Consider the following 16,633-nt stretch of genomic DNA (forward strand, 5'->3'; position numbering starts at 1 on the left):
GGCTTGCCCCGCGAAAGGGCCGGCACAGTCACCCCACCACTCTGTTGCAGACCTAATGCCCCCAATCCCCCACATCGTCCAGCGCATCATCGAGCTGCTCAAACGCTACCCCGGCGTCATCGCGCTCGGCGGTTTTCTCTCCGGAATCGGCAGCTTCATCCTGGTCGACCGCCAGGCCAGCCTGGCCAGTTGGGTCGCCGTCCTCATGCTGATCAGCTGGGTCTGGCTGATGTTCGAGAACACCCTCACCGGCCTGTTCGCCCGCACATTCAAGCGCGAGATCCCACAACCGCTGCTGCGTTACGCGACGCAGATGATCCACCAGGAAAGCCTGTTCTTCGTCCTCCCGTTCTTTTTCATCACCACCACCTGGAACAGCGGCCAACTGGTGTTCACTGGCCTGCTGGCGGGCGCCGGCCTGGTTTCTATCGTCGACCCTCTGTATTACAAATGGCTGGCCCCTCGGCGTTGGCTGTTCCTGGCGCTGCATACCCTGACGTTGTTCGCCGCCTTGCTGACCGCACTGCCGATCATTCTCCACCTGACCACCGCGCAAAGCTTCAAGCTGGCGCTGATCGCCGCCATGGTGTTGTCGTTCCCAAGCCTTGCCAGCAGTTTCCCGATCAACACTTGGCGCCGGGGTGTGGCCTTGGTTCTGGTGACCCTGGCCGTCGGCGGCGGCGGTTGGTTGCTGCGCTCCTGGGTGCCGCCAGCGACCCTGTGGATGACCGAGGTGGCGGTCAGCACCGAAGTGATCAACCGCCAGCCCGGCGACTCGCTGGACGAGATCGCCGCCAGCCGCATCCGCAGCAGCGGCCTGTATGCCTATACCGCGATCAATGCACCGCGCGGCCTCAACGAGCGCATCTACCACGTGTGGCAGAAGGACGGGAAGGAAGTCGACCGCATTGCCCTGGATATCCATGGCGGGCGCAAGGAAGGCTACCGCGCCTGGACCCACAAGCAGAACTTCCCGCCGAACCCGGTGGGCAAATGGCAGGTGCGGGTGTTGACCGAGGATGGCCAGGTGATCGGTGTGCTGCGCTTCAAGGTGGTGGATGACGCGGTCGCGAAATGAGGCGCTGCATGCTCTGAGGGAGCAACTGTCTTCCACAAAACTTAAAAAGCTGCGCGGATTAAGCTGTGGGAGCGGCTTTAGCCGCGAACACGGGCGTAGCCCGTGCCATATACCGCGGTGCCTGCTTCGCGGATGAATCCGCTCCTACCGGCGAAATGCCTCAGGCGGCATGCGATCCCTGTGGGAGCGGGCTTGTCCCGCGAACACGGGCGAAGCCCGTGCCATCCAGCGCGGTGCCTGCTTCGCGGGGCAAGTCGGATCGCCGCACCGCCACTCCCACAGGGACAGCACATTTTCAACAAACCGCTGCATGCCTGCTGCGCTATGATCAGCCTCTACGCCAGTCAGATGCATGGAGCCTATGACCACGCCCAGCGCCACCCTGGACACCAGCAGCCAACCGGCCTGCCTGCGCATTGCCGGTGACTGGACCCTGCTGCACTACGCCAGCCTCAAGCGCGACAGTGAGCGCCTGCGCATGCAGTACGGCGCCGACGCGGTGGCCGACCTCAGCCAACTGGGCCGCCTCGACACCGCCGGCGCTTCGTTGCTGGCCGAGTTGCTCGGCACCGAGCGCCTGTCGCATTGCACCAATGACTTGCCCGATGCCAGCCGCGCCTTGCTCAAGAACGTCTACTGCTCGGTGCAGGACTACTGCATCCCGGTCAAGGAACCCGAGCGCCATGTGCTGCTCCTGCTGCTCGAACGCATTGGCCGTGCCGTCAATACTCTGTGGCGAGATACCCTGCAGCTGCTCGGCTTCGTCGGCCTGATCCTGGAAACCCTGCTGCGCCGTGCCCTGCAACCGCACCGCTGGCGGGTCACGCCGGTGGTCTCGCACATCGAACAGACCGGCCTGGACGCCGCACCGATCGTGGCGCTGCTGACGTTTCTGGTGGGCGCGGTGGTGGCCTTCCTTGGTGCCACGGTGCTGGCCGACTTCGGCGCGACGGTGTTCACCGTCGACCTGGTGGCGTTCTCGTTCTTGCGTGAATTCGCCGTGCTGCTGACCGCAATTCTCATGGCCGGCCGCACGGCCAGCGCTTTCACCGCGCAGATCGGCTCGATGAAGGCCAACGAAGAAATCGACGCGATCCGCACCCTGGGGCTGAATCCGATCGAACTGCTGGTGGTGCCAAGAGTGCTGGCGCTGCTGATTTCGCTGCCGCTGCTGACGTTCGTCGCGATGATCTGCGGCATCGTCGGCGGCGCGGTGGTGTGCGCGCTGAGCCTGGATATCTCACCAGCCATGTTCCTCTCGCTGCTGCAAAGCGACATTGGCGTGCAGCACTTCATCGTCGGCCTGGCCAAGGCCCCGTTCTTCGCCTTCCTGATCGCCGCCATCGGTTGCCTGGAAGGCTTCAAGGTCAGCGGCAGCGCCGAATCGGTCGGCGCCCACACCACTTCCAGTGTGGTCCAGTCGATCTTCGTGGTCATCGTGCTGGATGCGGTGGCGGCGCTGTTCTGCATGGAGATGGGCTGGTGAGTGGCCGGGAAGCGGTGATAGAGGCGCGCGGTATCTGCAACCGCTTCGGCAGCCAGAGCGTGCACGAGAATCTCGACCTCGAGCTGTACCGCGGCGAAATCCTCGCCGTGGTCGGTGGGTCCGGCAGCGGCAAGTCGGTACTGCTGCGCAGCATCATCGGCCTGCGGCGGCCGAACGAAGGGCAGATCAAGGTGTTCGGCGAGGACCTGGCAGGCCTGCGCGAAGAACAGCGCTCGCTGGTCGAGCGGCGCTTCGGCGTGCTGTTCCAGAAGGGCGCCCTGTTCTCGTCGCTGACCGTTACCGAGAACGTCGCACTGCCGTTGATCGAGCATGCGGGGCTTTCACGTGCCGATGCCGAGCACCTGGCCGGGGTAAAGCTGGCCCTGGCCGGGCTGCCGATTTCCGCCGCCGACAAATACCCCTCGTCGCTGTCCGGCGGCATGATCAAGCGCGCGGCGCTGGCCCGTGCGCTGGCCCTGGACCCGGACATCCTGTTCCTCGACGAGCCCACCGCCGGCCTCGACCCGATCGGCGCCGCAGCCTTCGACCAATTGATCCTCACTCTGCGCGATGCCCTCGGCCTGAGCGTGTTCCTCATCACCCACGACCTGGACACTCTGTACACCATCACCGACCGCATTGCCGTGCTGTCGCAGAAGAAGGTGCTGGTGGCCGGCCCCCTGGCCGAAGTCGAACAGACAGACGACCCGTGGATCCACGAATACTTTCATGGCCCACGCGGGCGGGCGGCCGAGCACGCCGCCACCCGTGCCGGGCAGGAGCGCTGAACAATGGAAACCCGAGCTCATCACGTTCTCATCGGCCTGGTCACCGTGCTGGTGGTGGTCGGCGCCATGCTGTTCGGCCTGTGGCTGACCAAGTCCAGCGTCGACGATGCCTTCAAGGATTACGAAGTGGTCTTCAACGAAGCCGTCTCGGGCCTGTCGCGCGGCAGCCCGGTGCAATACAACGGCATCAAGGTGGGTGACGTCTCCACCCTGCGCCTGGACCCCAAGGACCCACGCCGGGTGTTGGCCCGGGTGCGTCTGAGCGGCGACACGCCGGTCAAAGAAGACACCCAGGCCAAGCTGACCCTGGCCGGCGTCACCGGCAACTCGTTCATCCAGCTCAGCGGCGGCACCCCGCAAAGCCCAGAGCTCAAGGGCAAGGACGGCAAGCTGCCGGTGATCATCGCCTCACCGTCGCCGATCTCGCAGCTGCTCAATGACAGCAGCGACCTGGTGACCAACATCAACCTGCTGCTGCACAACGCCAACCAGATGTTCTCGACCAGCAATATCGACCGGCTGAGCAACACCCTGGCCAACCTGGAGCAGACTACCGGGGCGTTCGCCAGCAAGAAGGGCGGTATCTCCGATGCCATCGAGCAGCTGGCCCAGGTCGGCAAGCAGGCCAACGCCACCTTGGCCGAAACCCAGGCATTGATGCGTAACGCCAACGGCCTGCTCGGCACCCAGGGCAAGCAGGCCATCGGCAGCGCCGAGCAGGCCATGCAGTCGCTGGCCGACAGCGCGGCGACCATCAACAGCCTGCTCAACGACAATCGCCAGTCCATCGACGACGGCGCGCAAGGCCTCAATCAGCTGACCCCGGCCATCCGCGAGCTGCGCGAAACGCTCAATTCACTCAAGGGTATCTCCCGGCGCCTGGAGGCCGACCCGAGCGGCTACCTGCTCGGCCGCGACAACAACAAGGAGTTCCAGCCATGAAACCCTCGCTGCGCCTGCTGGCCCTGGCGGCCGCGCTGAGCCTGACCGGCGCCTGCTCGATCCTGCCGCAGAGCGAGCCTGTGGATATCTACCGCCTGCCGGTCAACCAGGCCAGCCACAGCGCCACGCCGGTGGACTGGTCGCTGCGCCTGAACAAGCCCCTGGCCAGCGAGACCCTGGCCGGGCCGCGCATCGCCGTGATCCCCCAGGGAAATGTGCTCAGCAGCTACCAAGGCGCGCGCTGGAGCGACCCGGTGCCGCTGCTGGTGCGCAACCGCCTGCTCGATGGTTTCCAGCGTGACGGCCGCGTGCAACGCCTGAGCGCCGACGACAGCAACCTGCAGGCCGACTATGAGCTGGCGGGCGAGCTGCAGGCGTTCCAGAGTGAGTATCGCGCTGGCGGCGCCGTGGAAGTGCTGATCCGCTATGACGCGCGGCTTGTCCAAGGGCGCAGCCAGCGCATTCTCGCCAGCAAGCGCTTCGAGGTGCGCCAGCCGTTGACCGATACACAGGTATCAGCCGTGGTTGCCGGTTTTGGCGCGGCCAGCGATCAACTGGCCGGGCAGGTGGTGAACTGGACCGTGGCGCAGAGCGCTCAGGCTCAGGCGAAGAACCAGTAGCAGACCAGAATCGCCGCGATCACGCCGGACAGCTCGGCCAACAGGGCGCAGCCAACGGCGTGACGCACACGCTGTATGCCGACAGCGCCAAAGTAAACCGCCAGCACGTAGAAGGTAGTCTCGGTGCTGCCCTGCACGGTGGCAGCGACCAGCGCCGGGAAGCTGTCCACGCCATGGGTCTGCATGGTCTCGATCAGCATGGCCCGCGCCGCACTGCCGGAGAATGGTTTGACCAGCGCGGTCGGCAGGCCCTCGACGAAGCGGGTATCCATGCCCAGCCAGTTCACCGCATGGCGAATGCCGTCCAACGCCAGCTCCAGGGCGCCGGAAGCACGCAGCACACCCACGGCCACCAGCATCGCCACCAGGTAGGGCAACAGGCTCTTGGCCACGTCGAAACCTTCCTTGGCACCTTCGACAAAGGCCTCGTACACCTTCACCCGCTTCAATGCGCCGATCACCAGGAACAACATGATCACGCCGAACAGCGTGAGGTTGCCGAGTATCGATGACAGGCTGGCCAGCGCAGCGGCCGACAGGGTGCCGAGGAAGGCCATGAAGCCACCGAGCAGCAGCGCGCCGGGGATCATGTAGGCGAGCACCACCGGGTCCCACAACCGCAGGCGCTGCATCACCGCCACCGACAGCAGGCCGACCAGGGTCGAGGCGCTGGTGGCAAGAAGGATTGGCAGGAACACCAGGGTCGGGTCGGTGGCGCCTTGCTGGGCTCGGTACATGAAGATGGTCACTGGCAGCAGCGTCAGTGATGAGGCGTTGAGCACCAGAAACAGGATCTGCGCATTGCTCGCCGTGGTGCTGCTGGGGTTGAGTTCCTGCAGCGCGCGCATGGCCTTCAGGCCGATGGGCGTGGCGGCATTGTCCAGACCCAGGCCATTGGCGGCGAAGTTCATGGTGATCAGCCCCAGCGCCGGGTGGCCGGGCGGCACTTCCGGCATCAGCCGGGCGAACAGCGGGCCGAGGACCTTGGCCAGCCATTCGACGATGCCGGCCTTTTCAGCGATCTTGAGAAAGCCCAGCCACAGCGTCAGGGTGCCGAACAGCAGGATCATCACCTCCACCGACAGCTTGGCCATGGCGAAGATGCTCTCGACCATCGCGGCGAAGATGCCGGCGTTGCCACCGATCAGCCATTGGGCCAGGGCGGAAACGGCCGCCACCAGGAAAAAGCCGAGCCAAAGGCCGTTGAGCATCCGCGTATACCCCCGTGAAAAATGCCCGAATGATAGCGTATCGAGAAGGTTGGCTGGAGACCCAGGGCTGACGCAAGACTCTGTGGGAGCGGGCTTGCCCGCGAAGCAAGCACCTCGGTAGATGGCACCGGCTTCGCCGGTGTTCGCGGGCAAGCCCGCTCCCACAGAGGTCAGCGAAAAGCCAGAGCCATGTCACAGACAACAAAAAACCCCGACGAGTCGGGGTTTTTTGTTCAGCAGGTCAGGCTCAGCGCTTGGCGGTTTCGCCAACCACGGCCGCTTGCTTCTTGTCCGCCATCAGCGAGGCGTAGTACTTCTCGCCTTTGGCAGCGTCGTACATGCCTTCCCAACGCGCGATCACCAGCGCTGCCAGGGCGTTGCCGATCACGTTCAGGGCGGTACGCGCCATGTCCATGATGCGGTCGACACCGGCGATGAAGGCCAGGCCTTCCAGCGGGATGCCTACGCTGCCCAGGGTTGCCAGCAGCACCACGAACGATACGCCCGGTACACCGGCAATACCCTTGGAGGTGACCATCAGGGTCAGTACCAGCAGCAGCTGCTGGCTCCAGGACAGGTCGATGCCGTACAGCTGGGCGATGAAGATCGCCGCGATGCTCTGGTACAGGGTCGAGCCGTCGAGGTTGAACGAGTAGCCGGTCGGCACCACGAACGAGCAGATCGACTTCGGCGCACCGTACTTTTCCATCTTCTCGATCACGCGCGGCAGCACGGTTTCGGAGCTGGAGGTGGAGTAGGCGAGGATCAGCTCATCTTTCATGATGCGCATGATCTTGATCACCGAGAAGCCGAACAGGCGCGCCACCAGGCCCAGCACCATGAAGGCGAAGAAGGCGATGGCGAAGTACACCAGCAGTACCAGCTTGGCCAGCGGCAGCAGCGAGCTGAAGCCGAAGTTGGCGACGGTCACCGCGATCAGGGCGAACACGCCGATCGGGGCGTAGTTCATGATCATGTGGGTGACCTTGAACATGGTCTCCGACACGCCCTGGAAGGTACGCACCAGCGGCTCGCGCAGGTCGGCCTGCAGGCTCGACAGGCCCAGGCCGAACAGCACCGAGAAGAAGATGATCGGCAGCATTTCACCGCGCATCAGCGCTGCGAAGATGTTCGACGGGATCAGGTTGAGCAGGGTCTCGATGAACGCGTGCTCATGCTGAACCTCTGCGGCAGTCGCCTGGTACTTGGAGATGTCGACGGTACCCAGGGTACTCATGTCGATGCCGGCACCCGGGTGGAACAGGTTGGCCAACACCAGGCCGACGACGATGGCGATGGTGGTCACCACCTCGAAGTAGATGATGGTCTTCAGGCCAATGCTGCCCAGTTTCTTCGCGTCGCCTACCCCGGCGATGCCCACGATCAGCGACGAAATCACGATCGGGACGACGATCATCTTGATCAGGCGAATGAAGATGTCACCGGCGGGTTGGAGGACGTTACTGATCCACCAGGCCTTCTCCGCACTGAAATGGTTCAGTAGCGCGCCGATTGCAACGCCCAGGACCAGACCGATGACGATCTGCCAGGCGAGGCTCAGTTTTGCCTTCTTCATGTCTTTACCCTTTGTTCTAGTGGTCACGGGCACCGACCGGAAAAGCGCGTAACAGAGCCGTTGGCAACGTCACGGGGAGCTTTGGGCTTCCGTCCGGAGACCTCATGTAAGGACACCGCGAGCGAGCGACAGGGCGCTCGGGCCAGCGAAAAGGCGGCAACTATTGCGATGGCACAGGATGAAATCTAATGCCGGAAGCGTATACCCCATGCCGAAACTGCATACTTATCTGCATCAAATTGGGGCAACCGCAAGTCATTGATTTATAACGTTCGGAAACCCGAACAAGTCCAAAGCGCCAGTTTTAGGCAGATTTGGCCGTACTCAGAAGTGTCTGCGAATGGCTTGTTCGACAATCCGAATGGCTGAAATGCCACTTGTACCAGCTTCGGGCGGGACGAAAAAAAGTTGATGTACGGTCGAGACAAAATGTGTCTCGAGCGATTTTTCTTGAAAGGTGGGGAGATAAAGAGAAGATGGCACCTCGGAAGCCAGGCCTGGTTGCTGTAGGAAATCACACCCCTGACCTGAAACTTCCGATTCTGCCTTTCCTGACCCGGCCCAATCCTGGGGGCACTCCCTGTACCCCTAGGCCACTCCGATCCTGCAACAATCAGAACAGCCCGGCCCCTTGGTCATGTGCCACCCCTCCTCGGGGCGGCGCATCATAGAAGCGAGAAATATAGAAAGGTTCCGCTTCTATTAAATGACAGTGCGCGACCATCTGTCCGTAACCCTCAATACCACTTGGGGTCGCGCTTGAGTTGCTCCTGCAGCATGGCCTTCATGCCATCATCCGGCTCACCGAGCCAGCGATACTGGGCGTGACGGGTTGGCGACTTGTCGCTCGGCAACCCTTCAGGCACTTCCACGAGCATCCCGTAAGCGTCATCCTTGTCCCAGCTGAATGCCACGATCAGACGCTTGTAGGTGCAGTTGCCCTGGGACTCGCACAGTGGACCGACCAGGTATCTATCCCCATCTTCGGTTACCGCCGACATCTGCTCCTGGGAGCTGCCCGTCAGATTGATCACCCAGTCGGGAAGACGTTCCTCGCCTTTGATCGCGTCCTGCCATGTTTCCCGGTACTCAGGGTCCGAGCCGAGCAGTTGATCGACTCGGACCTGGCCGTCATTGGCCGCCATTGCTGCCGCACTACCGGCCAACAGCAGGCCGGCAGCGATGGCTTTGCAAAGCTTCCTGCTCATCTTCAACCTCGACCACGTCCAAAGAAGAAGGAAGCGACGAACAGGACCAGGAAGACAATGAACAGGATCTTCGCGATACCCGTAGCGGCGCCAGCGATACCACCGAAGCCCAGTACGGCGGCAATGATGGCGATGATGAGGAAAGTGATAGCCCAACTCAGCATGATGCTTCTCCTTTCTTTTTCGAAATCGATCCGGTCGGTGTCATACAGCAGCGTCTAGAACACCCAGCGTTGCTGAGGTACGACGTTTTCAACGGTGGCCGGAGAGGTATTGGCCGAGGGCAGAGGTTCCGCTGCCCTGACCAATGTATTGGCACGGGTCGCCTGAATCTGCGTCAGCAGCGCGGTCTGCGCTGCAACCTGCTCGGCCAGTCGCGCGGTCTGCAAGCTGTGATAAAAGAGGCCGGCGGCCAAAGTCAGCAGCAGCGCCATTCCAAGCAACAGGAACGAGCGCAGGGGCAGTGCGGCAGCTTGCGAGCGGTTGACGGATGGGCGGTTCATGCCGGCTTCTCCTGCTGTAATTTTTCTATTCAAACCTGAACAGGTAATTGCAGCCTGCATGCCAGCTTTTAACGCAAGATAAAATCCTTATAAATCAATGAGTTAAGCAATAACGCACAGTCGGGTGAGGACGTATCCTGCACGATGCCCCCTTGGACGTCGTGCGAAATGCACGAATCATCCTTCGACCTTCGTCGCCACTTTCAGCAAGTCGGCGTCCACACCCCGTACCCCGATGATTTGCCGCGCGATCTCCACCGCGATGGTTTTCTGCTCGCTGCTGACCACTTCTCCTGACAGCCGCACCATGCCCTCGGTACTGGCAACCTTGATGTTCAAGCCATCAAGGTTACGGCTGAAGCGGTAGCTGTTCTGAATCTTGTCGACCACCCAGCTGTCACTGGGCTGCGGCCCTGTCGGGGCACCCACTGGGTTCTCCCGGGCCTTGGCCATGGCGGCGGTGTCCAGGCTGACCAGGTTGTTGACCAGGTGCACGCCCTCGGTGGTGCGCGCCACGACACCTGCAAGTTCCTTGGCCTCGGCGCTGTCCACCTTGCCGCGCAGGGTCACCACGCCTTCACTGCTCTGCACCTCGATGGATGCCTTTTCGGTGGTGCGGCTCCACAGCAATCGCGCACGGATGACCGAAGCCAGCGTGGCATCCTCCAGGCGTTGGGCGTAGGCGCGCAGTTCAAGCGGGCGCTCGACCAGGCCAGGATTGACCCGCAGCTGATTGTCGACCTGTTCGATGCCTCGGGTGGCCTGGGCCACATGCTCGGCCAACTGCCGCTCGACCTCGTTCTCCACTTCGCCGCTCAGGCGTGCCCGCTGCTCCTTGACCACGACCTCGATACGAAACGGATTGAGCATGCGGTTGAGCGCCAACGCCGTTTGCAGTGACCCTTCCAGGCGTGCGTCCTGTACCTGATCGGCCAATGCAGGTGCGCAAACGGACAGCAGGCTGAAGGTCAATACAGCTGTTTGAATGGAAAAGGGCATGACAGCACTCCTTTTGTAGGCAAAATCTGAAAATAGTCGCAACCAATGTGCCACCCCACTGCTCTAACAAAATCATCGAGAAATCAGGGGGTCGGGCAAAAATTGGCCATTGGCTAGCATGCAAAGGACAGAATCCTTCAGAATTGACCATGCAACTTGCCCGATTTTTCCCACACTAATTGAAGATCTATCCTAAGGAGCGCAGCAAATGGAATCAGCCCAGGACAACCAAGGCCGCATTCTGCTGGTGGATGACGAGTCCGCGATCCTGCGCACCTTCCGTTACTGCCTCGAAGATGAAGGCTATAGCGTCGCTACGGCCAACAGTGCCGCGCAGGCGGAAGCCTTGTTGCAGCGCCAGGTGTTCGACCTGTGCTTCCTCGACTTGCGCCTGGGCGAGGACAACGGCCTGGATGTATTGGCCCAGATGCGTATTCAAGCCCCATGGATGCGCGTGGTCATCGTCACCGCGCATTCGGCGATCGATACGGCGGTCGATGCCATCCAGGCCGGCGCCGCCGACTACCTGGTAAAGCCCTGCAGCCCCGACCAGCTGCGCCTGGCCACTTCCAAACAGCTTGAGGTGCGCCAGTTGTCGGCGCGACTGGAAGCGCTGGAAGGTGAAGTCCGCAAGCCCAAGGACGGCCTCGACTCGCACAGCCCGGCGATGATGGTGGTGCTGGAGACCGCACGGCAGGTGGCCACCACTGACGCCAACATCCTCATCCTCGGGGAATCGGGCACGGGTAAAGGCGAACTGGCCCGCGCCATTCACAGCTGGAGCAAGCGCGCGCGCAAAGCTTGCGTGACCATCAACTGCCCGTCGCTGAACGCCGAACTGATGGAAAGCGAGCTGTTCGGCCACACCCGCGGCGCCTTCACCGGCGCTAGCGAGAGCACCTTGGGGCGCGTCAGCCAGGCCGATGGCGGTACGCTGTTCCTCGACGAAATCGGCGACTTCCCCCTGGCCTTGCAGCCCAAGCTGCTGCGCTTCATCCAGGATAAAGAGTACGAGCGGGTCGGCGACCCGGTGACCCGCCGCGCCGACGTGCGCATCCTCGCCGCAACCAACCTCAACCTGGAAGAAATGGTCCGTGAAAGCCGTTTCCGGGAAGACCTGCTGTACCGCCTCAACGTCATCACCCTGCACCTGCCGCCGTTGCGCGAGCGCAGTGAAGACATCCTGACCCTGGCCGACCGTTTTCTGGCCCGCTTCGTCAAGGAGTACTCGCGTCCGGCCCGAGGCTTCAGCGAAGAAGCCCGCACGGCGCTGCTCAACTACCGCTGGCCGGGCAACATCCGCGAGTTGCGCAACGTGGTCGAGCGCGCGAGCATCATCTGCCCGCAGGAACGCGTGGAGGTCAGCCACCTGGGCATGGGCGAGCAACCTGCCGGCAACGCACCTCGAGTGGGCGCGGCACTGAGCCTGGATGAACTGGAGCGCGCGCATATCGGCGCCGTGCTGGCGGCCAGCGACACCCTCGACCAAGCTGCCAAGACCCTGGGCATCGATGCCTCGACCCTGTATCGCAAGCGTAAGCAGTACAACTTATGAAATGGCAAATGAAGCTGCGCACGCGGCTTTTTCTCAGCATCTCGGCGCTGGTCACAGTCGCCCTGCTGGGCTTGATGCTAGGTCTGTTCAGCGTGCTGCAGATGGCCACCGTGCAGCAACAGTCGGTACGTGAGACCACCCACGCCCTGGAAATCGGCCTCAAGCTGCGGCAGAACCTCGGCGAACAGCTGACCCTGATGCTCGACGAAGAGACCGCGCCCGGAAACCTGAAAACGCTGCAGGACAATTTCCAGACCGAGCTTAATCAAGGCCTGGAGCGCGGTGGCGAGCGCAGCGGTTTCAGCAAGGCCAGCAGCAACTACCAGACCTTTCTGCAGGCCTACCGTGACAGCTCGGCACCGGCCCGCAGCCTGGGCGTCGACCAGCCGCTGGGGGCGGCCTTCAATCAAGTTCGCACCGACTTGATCGACGCGCACAAACAAGCCCTCGACCACATCACCCGTAGTGAAGAGCGAACCCGCGACCGCGCCTTGCTGGTCAGCGGCCTGCTGGGCCTGATGGGCCTGGTGGTGCTGGTTCTCGGGTTCATCACCGCACACAACATCGCCCGGCGCTTCGGGCACCCCATCGAGGCCCTGGCCAAGGCTGCGGATCAACTCGGCAAAGGCGACTTCGATGTCACCCTGCCGGTGACCCAGGCCGTCGAGCTCAACCAGCTCACCCGCCGCTTCGGGCTGATGGCCGACGCCCTGCGCAAACATCAGGCCACCAACGTCGATGAATTGCTCGCAGGCCAGCAACGCCTGCAAGCAGTACTCGACAGCATCGACGATGGCCTGCTGATCATCGACCGCCAAGGGCACCTCGAACACCTCAACCCTGTTGCCCAGCGTCAGCTTGGCTGGAGCAACAGTCGCGTCGGCAGCGGCCTTGCCGAAGCCTTGCAGCGCCCCGAGCTGGAACAACAGCTGCGCCAGGTACTGCGAGGCGGCAACCTGGACCGCCCACCCGACGACTTGAGCATCGAGGTCGATGAAGAGTCGCGCCTGCTGACCTATAGCCTGACCCCGGTCAGCCACCCGCAAGGGCCGATTCTGGGTGCGGTGATGGTGCTGCATGATGTGACCGAGCAGCGCGCCTTCGAACGCGTGCGCAGCGAATTCGTGTTGCGCGCTTCGCACGAACTGCGTACGCCGGTCACCGGGATGCACATGGCCTTCGGCCTGTTGCGCGAACGCGTGAAGTTTCCGGTCGAGACGCGAGAGAACGACCTGCTGGAAACCATCGGCGAAGAAATGCAGCGCCTGACCCAGTTGATCAACGATTTGCTCAACTTCTCGCGCTACCAGAGTGGCCTGCAGAAGCTCGACCTCGCACCCTGCGCCATCGATGAACTGCTGGAACGAGCCCAGGTGCGATTTGGCGAACAGGCCGCAAACAAGCAGATCGAGCTGATCAAGGCGCTGGAGCCGCCGCTGCCGCGGATCCAGGCCGATATCGCCCAGCTCGACCGCGTGCTCGACAACCTGCTGCACAACGCCATACGCCACACCGCCAGCGGCGGGCGCATCCGCCTGCACGCGCGGCGCCATGCGGAACGGGTGATCGTCAGTGTCGAGGACAATGGCGAAGGCATTGCCTATGGCCAGCAGGGGCGAATTTTCGAACCCTTCGTTCAGGTTGGGCGCAAGAAAGGCGGCGCCGGACTCGGCTTGGCGTTGTGCAAGGAAATCGTGCAACTGCATGGTGGCCGGATGGGCGTGTTCTCCCGGCCGGGGGAGGGAACGCAGTTCTACATGGCCTTGCCGGTCTGATCGATTTCTTGAACTGTATGGGTCCCTGTAGGAGCGGCTTTAGCCGCGAAACAAACGACGCGGTGTATGGCACCGGCCTCGCCGGTGTTCGCGGCTGAAGCCGCTCCTACCAAGGGTCCGCTGCATCCATGCTGCGACTTGACCGCCGCGCAGAGCGCCGCATACACAGTGGGAGCGGCTTTAGCCGCGAATCAAACGACGCGGTGGATGGCACCGGCTTTGCCGGTGATCGCGGCTGAAGCCGCTCCTACCAGGGGTCCGCTGCATCCATGCTGCGACTTGACCGCCGCGCAGAGCGCCGCATACACAGTGGGAGCGGCTTTAGCCGCGAAGCAAACGACGCGGTGGATGGCACCGGCTTTGCCGGTGTTCGCGGCTGAAGCCGCTCCCACTGCCAATCAAGGCTCGTCATCGATGCGCTGGCGCCGCACCTGGCGCCCGCGCGTCACCAGCTCGACGAACTGGCGGGCATTGAGGGGATGGGCGAATAGCCAGCCCTGGCCGTAATTGACCCCTTCGCTATTGAGCAGCACCGCCTGGGCCTCGCATTCGATACCCTCCGCAATCACCCGCAGATGCAGGTCGTGGGCCATGCGGATGATGTGTGGCGCCACGCCGCTGCTGGCGGCGTCGTGGCCCAACGCGTCGATGAAGGCCTTGTCGATCTTCAGGCAATCCACCGGCAGGGTCTGCAGATAAGCCAGGCTGCAATAGCCAGTGCCAAAGTCGTCGATCAGCACCTGATGCCCCACTGAACGCAGGGCCTGCAGATTGTCGCGGGCCACCACGACATCGATCAGACCGCGCTCGGTCACCTCAAAGGCGATCTGGCTGGCCGCGACCCGGTGCAACGCCAGTAATCGAGCCGCCACCCGGCCAATCCGCGGGACCATCACATCGCAGGCGGCCAGGTTCACGGAGATATACAGGTTGCGGTGCGAACGCAGCAGCTGACCCAACTGCTCCAATACGCGCTGCAAGACAAAATCGGTAATCTGGCGAATCTGCCCGGTGTTTTCCGCCAGCGGAATGAACAGATCCGGGCTGGTCAGCGTGCCATCCGGCCGTCGCCAGCGCACCAGTGCTTCGGCACCCACGCAGCGTCGGCTGTCCAATTCCATGATCGGTTGGTAGAGCACCTGCAGTTCGCCTCGGCGCAGGGCGTTCTGCAGCTCCGAGCTCATCGAGCGGCGCTGCAGAATCAGCTGCAGCACCAGCCAGCCGATGCAGCAGGCCGCCAGCACGCTCCCGGGGAACAACAGCCAGAGCATACCGTTCATGCGCAACGGCAGGCTGGCGCGCGGGGCGATCAGTACCAGCTGGTAGTCCGGCGACTTGGTGGGCATGCGGTAAACCAGCCGATCACGCAGTTCGTACAGGAAAGTGGAGCTGGAAGGTGACCAGTTATTGGCCGGTGGCCAGGTCTGCGGCGGTCCTAGTACCGGGATCGCCCGGGTACCGTTGTCCAGCACCACCAGCAGGCTGCCACCCGGCGGTAGATCGACCACGTCGGTCAGATGCCCACGCGAGGTAGAAACCAGAAAGTTGCCGCGAGCGAGCATCAGCGCGGCCAGATTCTCATTCGGTTCGGTGGTGGTATTCAGCCAATAGCTGTAGGTCGGCCCCTGGATATCCGGCGCGCGGGTCGGCACGAATGCCCTCGCACCTCCCCGGTTGGAGCAGGCGACGTTGGCGTCGACATAGGCCGCTTCATAAATGAAGCGTGAGCCCAGACCCACCTGCTGCAACAACGAAAGCATGGCCGGGCTGCAACCGCGCAGCGGCTGTGACTGTAAATCATCAACCCCCTCCCGTAACTGGCCGAACACCTGCTCCAGGCGGTCCAGGAAGCGCTCGCCCTGGGCGTTCATCTGCGCACTCTCGCCCTGCTTCATCTGGTGCAGGGCAATGCCGATGCTGGCGGTCAGCAACACGGCGGCGCTGGCCAACGCTGCCAATGAAGCCAGCATCCAGGGGCGGTAAAAAAATTGGCGCAGTGCGGTTATCAAAGCCGACATGGGCAGCATCCAGTTGATCTACAAGGTATAGCAACTGAAGAGCGGATTGGCCTGCCCGTTTGGCGGAGCGAGTGAACTCGGCGAACATCAGCGCATACGGTTAAGCACCTGGAGCATGGCCGCCGTCTGCGCATCGGGCGTACCGTCAAAGCGTTGTGGCCGGAAACGCATCTGGAACGCTGCGATCACATGACGGGTGGCAACATCCAGTTGGCCGGTTTGCTCGATGGCGTAGCCGAAACGTGCCAGTTCCTGCTGATACCAGCCGATGGTGGGCGGGTTGACCTCGAAGTAAGCTTGCTGGCGCGCGACGGCATTGGCTTCTGGCCAAATCCCCAGCCCAGCGTCAGCCAGGCGCTTCCAGGGGAACAATGGCCCCGGGTCGAGTTTGCGCAGCGGCGCGATGTCGCTATGGCCGATGATGTGGCGCGGGTCGATGTTGTTGCGTTTGACGATATCCTTGAGCAACGCGATCAAGGACTGAATTTGCGCTTCACTGTACGGGTACCAGACACGACCACTGGGCGTGGTATCGAAGCCTGGGTTGACGATCTCGATACCAATGGAGCTGGAGTTCAGCCAGGTACGCCCTTGCCATTGGCTGTCACCGGCATGCCAGGCACGGCGGCTTTCATCGACCAATTGATAGACCGTGGCCGGGCCGTCGCCAATCAGGTAATGGCTGCTGACCTCGCCATGGGTGAGCAGCGCCAGGGAGCGTTCCAGGGAGGCGTTGGTATAGTGCAGGACGACGAACTGGATACGTTCGTCCTGGTTGGCCGAGGGATGGCTGCGGTCAATGCGCAGGCCAGTGGAACAACCCGTGAGGGTCAGCAGTAACAGCGCTGTGAATAAAGTTTTCATCGAAAGGGAC

15 protein-coding genes are annotated in these 16,633 nt (G+C 62.7%); 7 read left to right on the top strand and 8 right to left on the bottom strand.

Features of this window, described 5'->3' with window-relative positions; all coding sequences use genetic code 11:
* The first annotated feature begins 55 nt into the window (after nucleotides 1–55).
* The 5 genes from ACIPZF_RS20470 (at nucleotide 56) to ACIPZF_RS20490 (ending at nucleotide 4,914) form a co-directional block, all read left to right on the top strand.
* Nucleotides 56–1,078 (top strand): DUF5924 family protein, encoded by a 1,023-nt coding sequence (locus tag ACIPZF_RS20470; protein WP_400802532.1) that lies wholly within the window; start codon nucleotides 56–58, stop codon nucleotides 1,076–1,078.
* 352 nt (nucleotides 1,079–1,430) lie between these two features.
* Complete coding sequence (locus ACIPZF_RS20475; RefSeq protein ID WP_400802534.1) at nucleotides 1,431–2,564, top strand: ABC transporter permease; 1,134 nt, start codon at nucleotides 1,431–1,433, stop codon at nucleotides 2,562–2,564.
* Nucleotides 2,561–3,352 carry an ABC transporter ATP-binding protein gene (locus ACIPZF_RS20480; protein WP_400802535.1) on the top strand — a complete coding sequence of 264 codons (792 nt, stop codon included), beginning with the start codon at nucleotides 2,561–2,563 and terminating at the stop codon, nucleotides 3,350–3,352. Before ACIPZF_RS20475 ends, ACIPZF_RS20480 begins: the two co-directional genes overlap by 4 nt.
* Before the next feature lie 3 nt (nucleotides 3,353–3,355).
* Nucleotides 3,356–4,294, top strand: a complete 939-nt coding sequence (locus tag ACIPZF_RS20485; protein ID WP_400802537.1) for an MlaD family protein — start codon at nucleotides 3,356–3,358, stop codon at nucleotides 4,292–4,294.
* Nucleotides 4,291–4,914: an ABC-type transport auxiliary lipoprotein family protein gene (locus ACIPZF_RS20490; protein WP_400802538.1), complete on the top strand. Its 624-nt coding sequence runs from the start codon at nucleotides 4,291–4,293 to the stop codon at nucleotides 4,912–4,914. Before ACIPZF_RS20485 ends, ACIPZF_RS20490 begins: the two co-directional genes overlap by 4 nt.
* Here the strand turns inward: ACIPZF_RS20490 and ACIPZF_RS20495 are convergent.
* The 6 genes from ACIPZF_RS20495 to ACIPZF_RS20520 all read right to left on the bottom strand — a co-directional run bounded on the left by ACIPZF_RS20495 (nucleotide 4,896) and on the right by ACIPZF_RS20520 (nucleotide 10,411).
* Nucleotides 4,896–6,125: a nucleoside recognition domain-containing protein gene (locus ACIPZF_RS20495; protein WP_400802540.1), complete on the bottom strand. Its 1,230-nt coding sequence runs from the start codon at nucleotides 6,123–6,125 to the stop codon at nucleotides 4,896–4,898. The two genes, ACIPZF_RS20490 and ACIPZF_RS20495, sit on opposite strands and share 19 nt — an antisense overlap.
* 247 nt (nucleotides 6,126–6,372) lie before the next feature.
* Nucleotides 6,373–7,701 (bottom strand): glutamate/aspartate:proton symporter GltP, encoded by a 1,329-nt coding sequence (gene gltP / locus ACIPZF_RS20500; protein ID WP_400802542.1) that lies wholly within the window; start codon nucleotides 7,699–7,701, stop codon nucleotides 6,373–6,375.
* A 737-nt stretch (nucleotides 7,702–8,438) separates the two neighbouring features.
* Nucleotides 8,439–8,909 carry an inhibitor of vertebrate lysozyme family protein gene (locus ACIPZF_RS20505; RefSeq protein WP_400802544.1) on the bottom strand — a complete coding sequence of 157 codons (471 nt, stop codon included), beginning with the start codon at nucleotides 8,907–8,909 and terminating at the stop codon, nucleotides 8,439–8,441.
* Nucleotides 8,910–8,911: 2 nt separating this feature from the next.
* The gene (locus ACIPZF_RS20510; RefSeq protein WP_008092060.1) at nucleotides 8,912–9,073 is read right to left on the bottom strand and encodes a DUF1328 domain-containing protein; all 162 of its coding nucleotides are present in this window, start codon (nucleotides 9,071–9,073) and stop codon (nucleotides 8,912–8,914) included.
* A 54-nt stretch (nucleotides 9,074–9,127) separates the two neighbouring features.
* Nucleotides 9,128–9,412 (bottom strand): hypothetical protein, encoded by a 285-nt coding sequence (locus ACIPZF_RS20515; protein ID WP_400802545.1) that lies wholly within the window; start codon nucleotides 9,410–9,412, stop codon nucleotides 9,128–9,130.
* Nucleotides 9,413–9,589: 177 nt separating this feature from the next.
* A complete protein-coding gene (locus tag ACIPZF_RS20520; protein WP_400802547.1) occupies nucleotides 9,590–10,411 on the bottom strand; it encodes a BON domain-containing protein in 822 nt (273 codons plus the stop codon).
* A gap of 208 nt (nucleotides 10,412–10,619) precedes the next feature.
* Here ACIPZF_RS20520 and algB point away from each other — a divergent pair, with 208 nt between their 5' ends.
* Both algB and ACIPZF_RS20530 read left to right on the top strand, forming a co-directional pair.
* Entirely contained in the window at nucleotides 10,620–11,966 is a 1,347-nt protein-coding gene (gene algB, locus ACIPZF_RS20525) for a sigma-54-dependent response regulator transcription factor AlgB (RefSeq protein WP_400802549.1), read from the top strand.
* Complete coding sequence (locus ACIPZF_RS20530) at nucleotides 11,963–13,741, top strand: KinB sensor domain-containing domain (RefSeq protein ID WP_400802551.1); 1,779 nt, start codon at nucleotides 11,963–11,965, stop codon at nucleotides 13,739–13,741. The genes algB and ACIPZF_RS20530 overlap by 4 nt, the downstream gene beginning before the upstream one ends.
* A 398-nt stretch (nucleotides 13,742–14,139) precedes the next feature.
* Here the strand turns inward: ACIPZF_RS20530 and ACIPZF_RS20535 are convergent, their stop codons facing one another.
* A complete protein-coding gene (locus ACIPZF_RS20535) occupies nucleotides 14,140–15,759 on the bottom strand; it encodes an EAL domain-containing protein (RefSeq protein WP_400802553.1) in 1,620 nt (539 codons plus the stop codon).
* A gap of 87 nt (nucleotides 15,760–15,846) precedes the next feature.
* Entirely contained in the window at nucleotides 15,847–16,623 is a 777-nt protein-coding gene (locus ACIPZF_RS20540) for an N-acetylmuramoyl-L-alanine amidase (protein WP_400802555.1), read from the bottom strand.
* Nucleotides 16,624–16,633: the final 10 nt, after the last annotated feature.

Origin of the sequence: Pseudomonas sp. NPDC089752, from assembly GCF_044748725.1 — a bacterium.
Taxonomy (GTDB): Bacteria; Pseudomonadota; Gammaproteobacteria; order Pseudomonadales; family Pseudomonadaceae; genus Aquipseudomonas.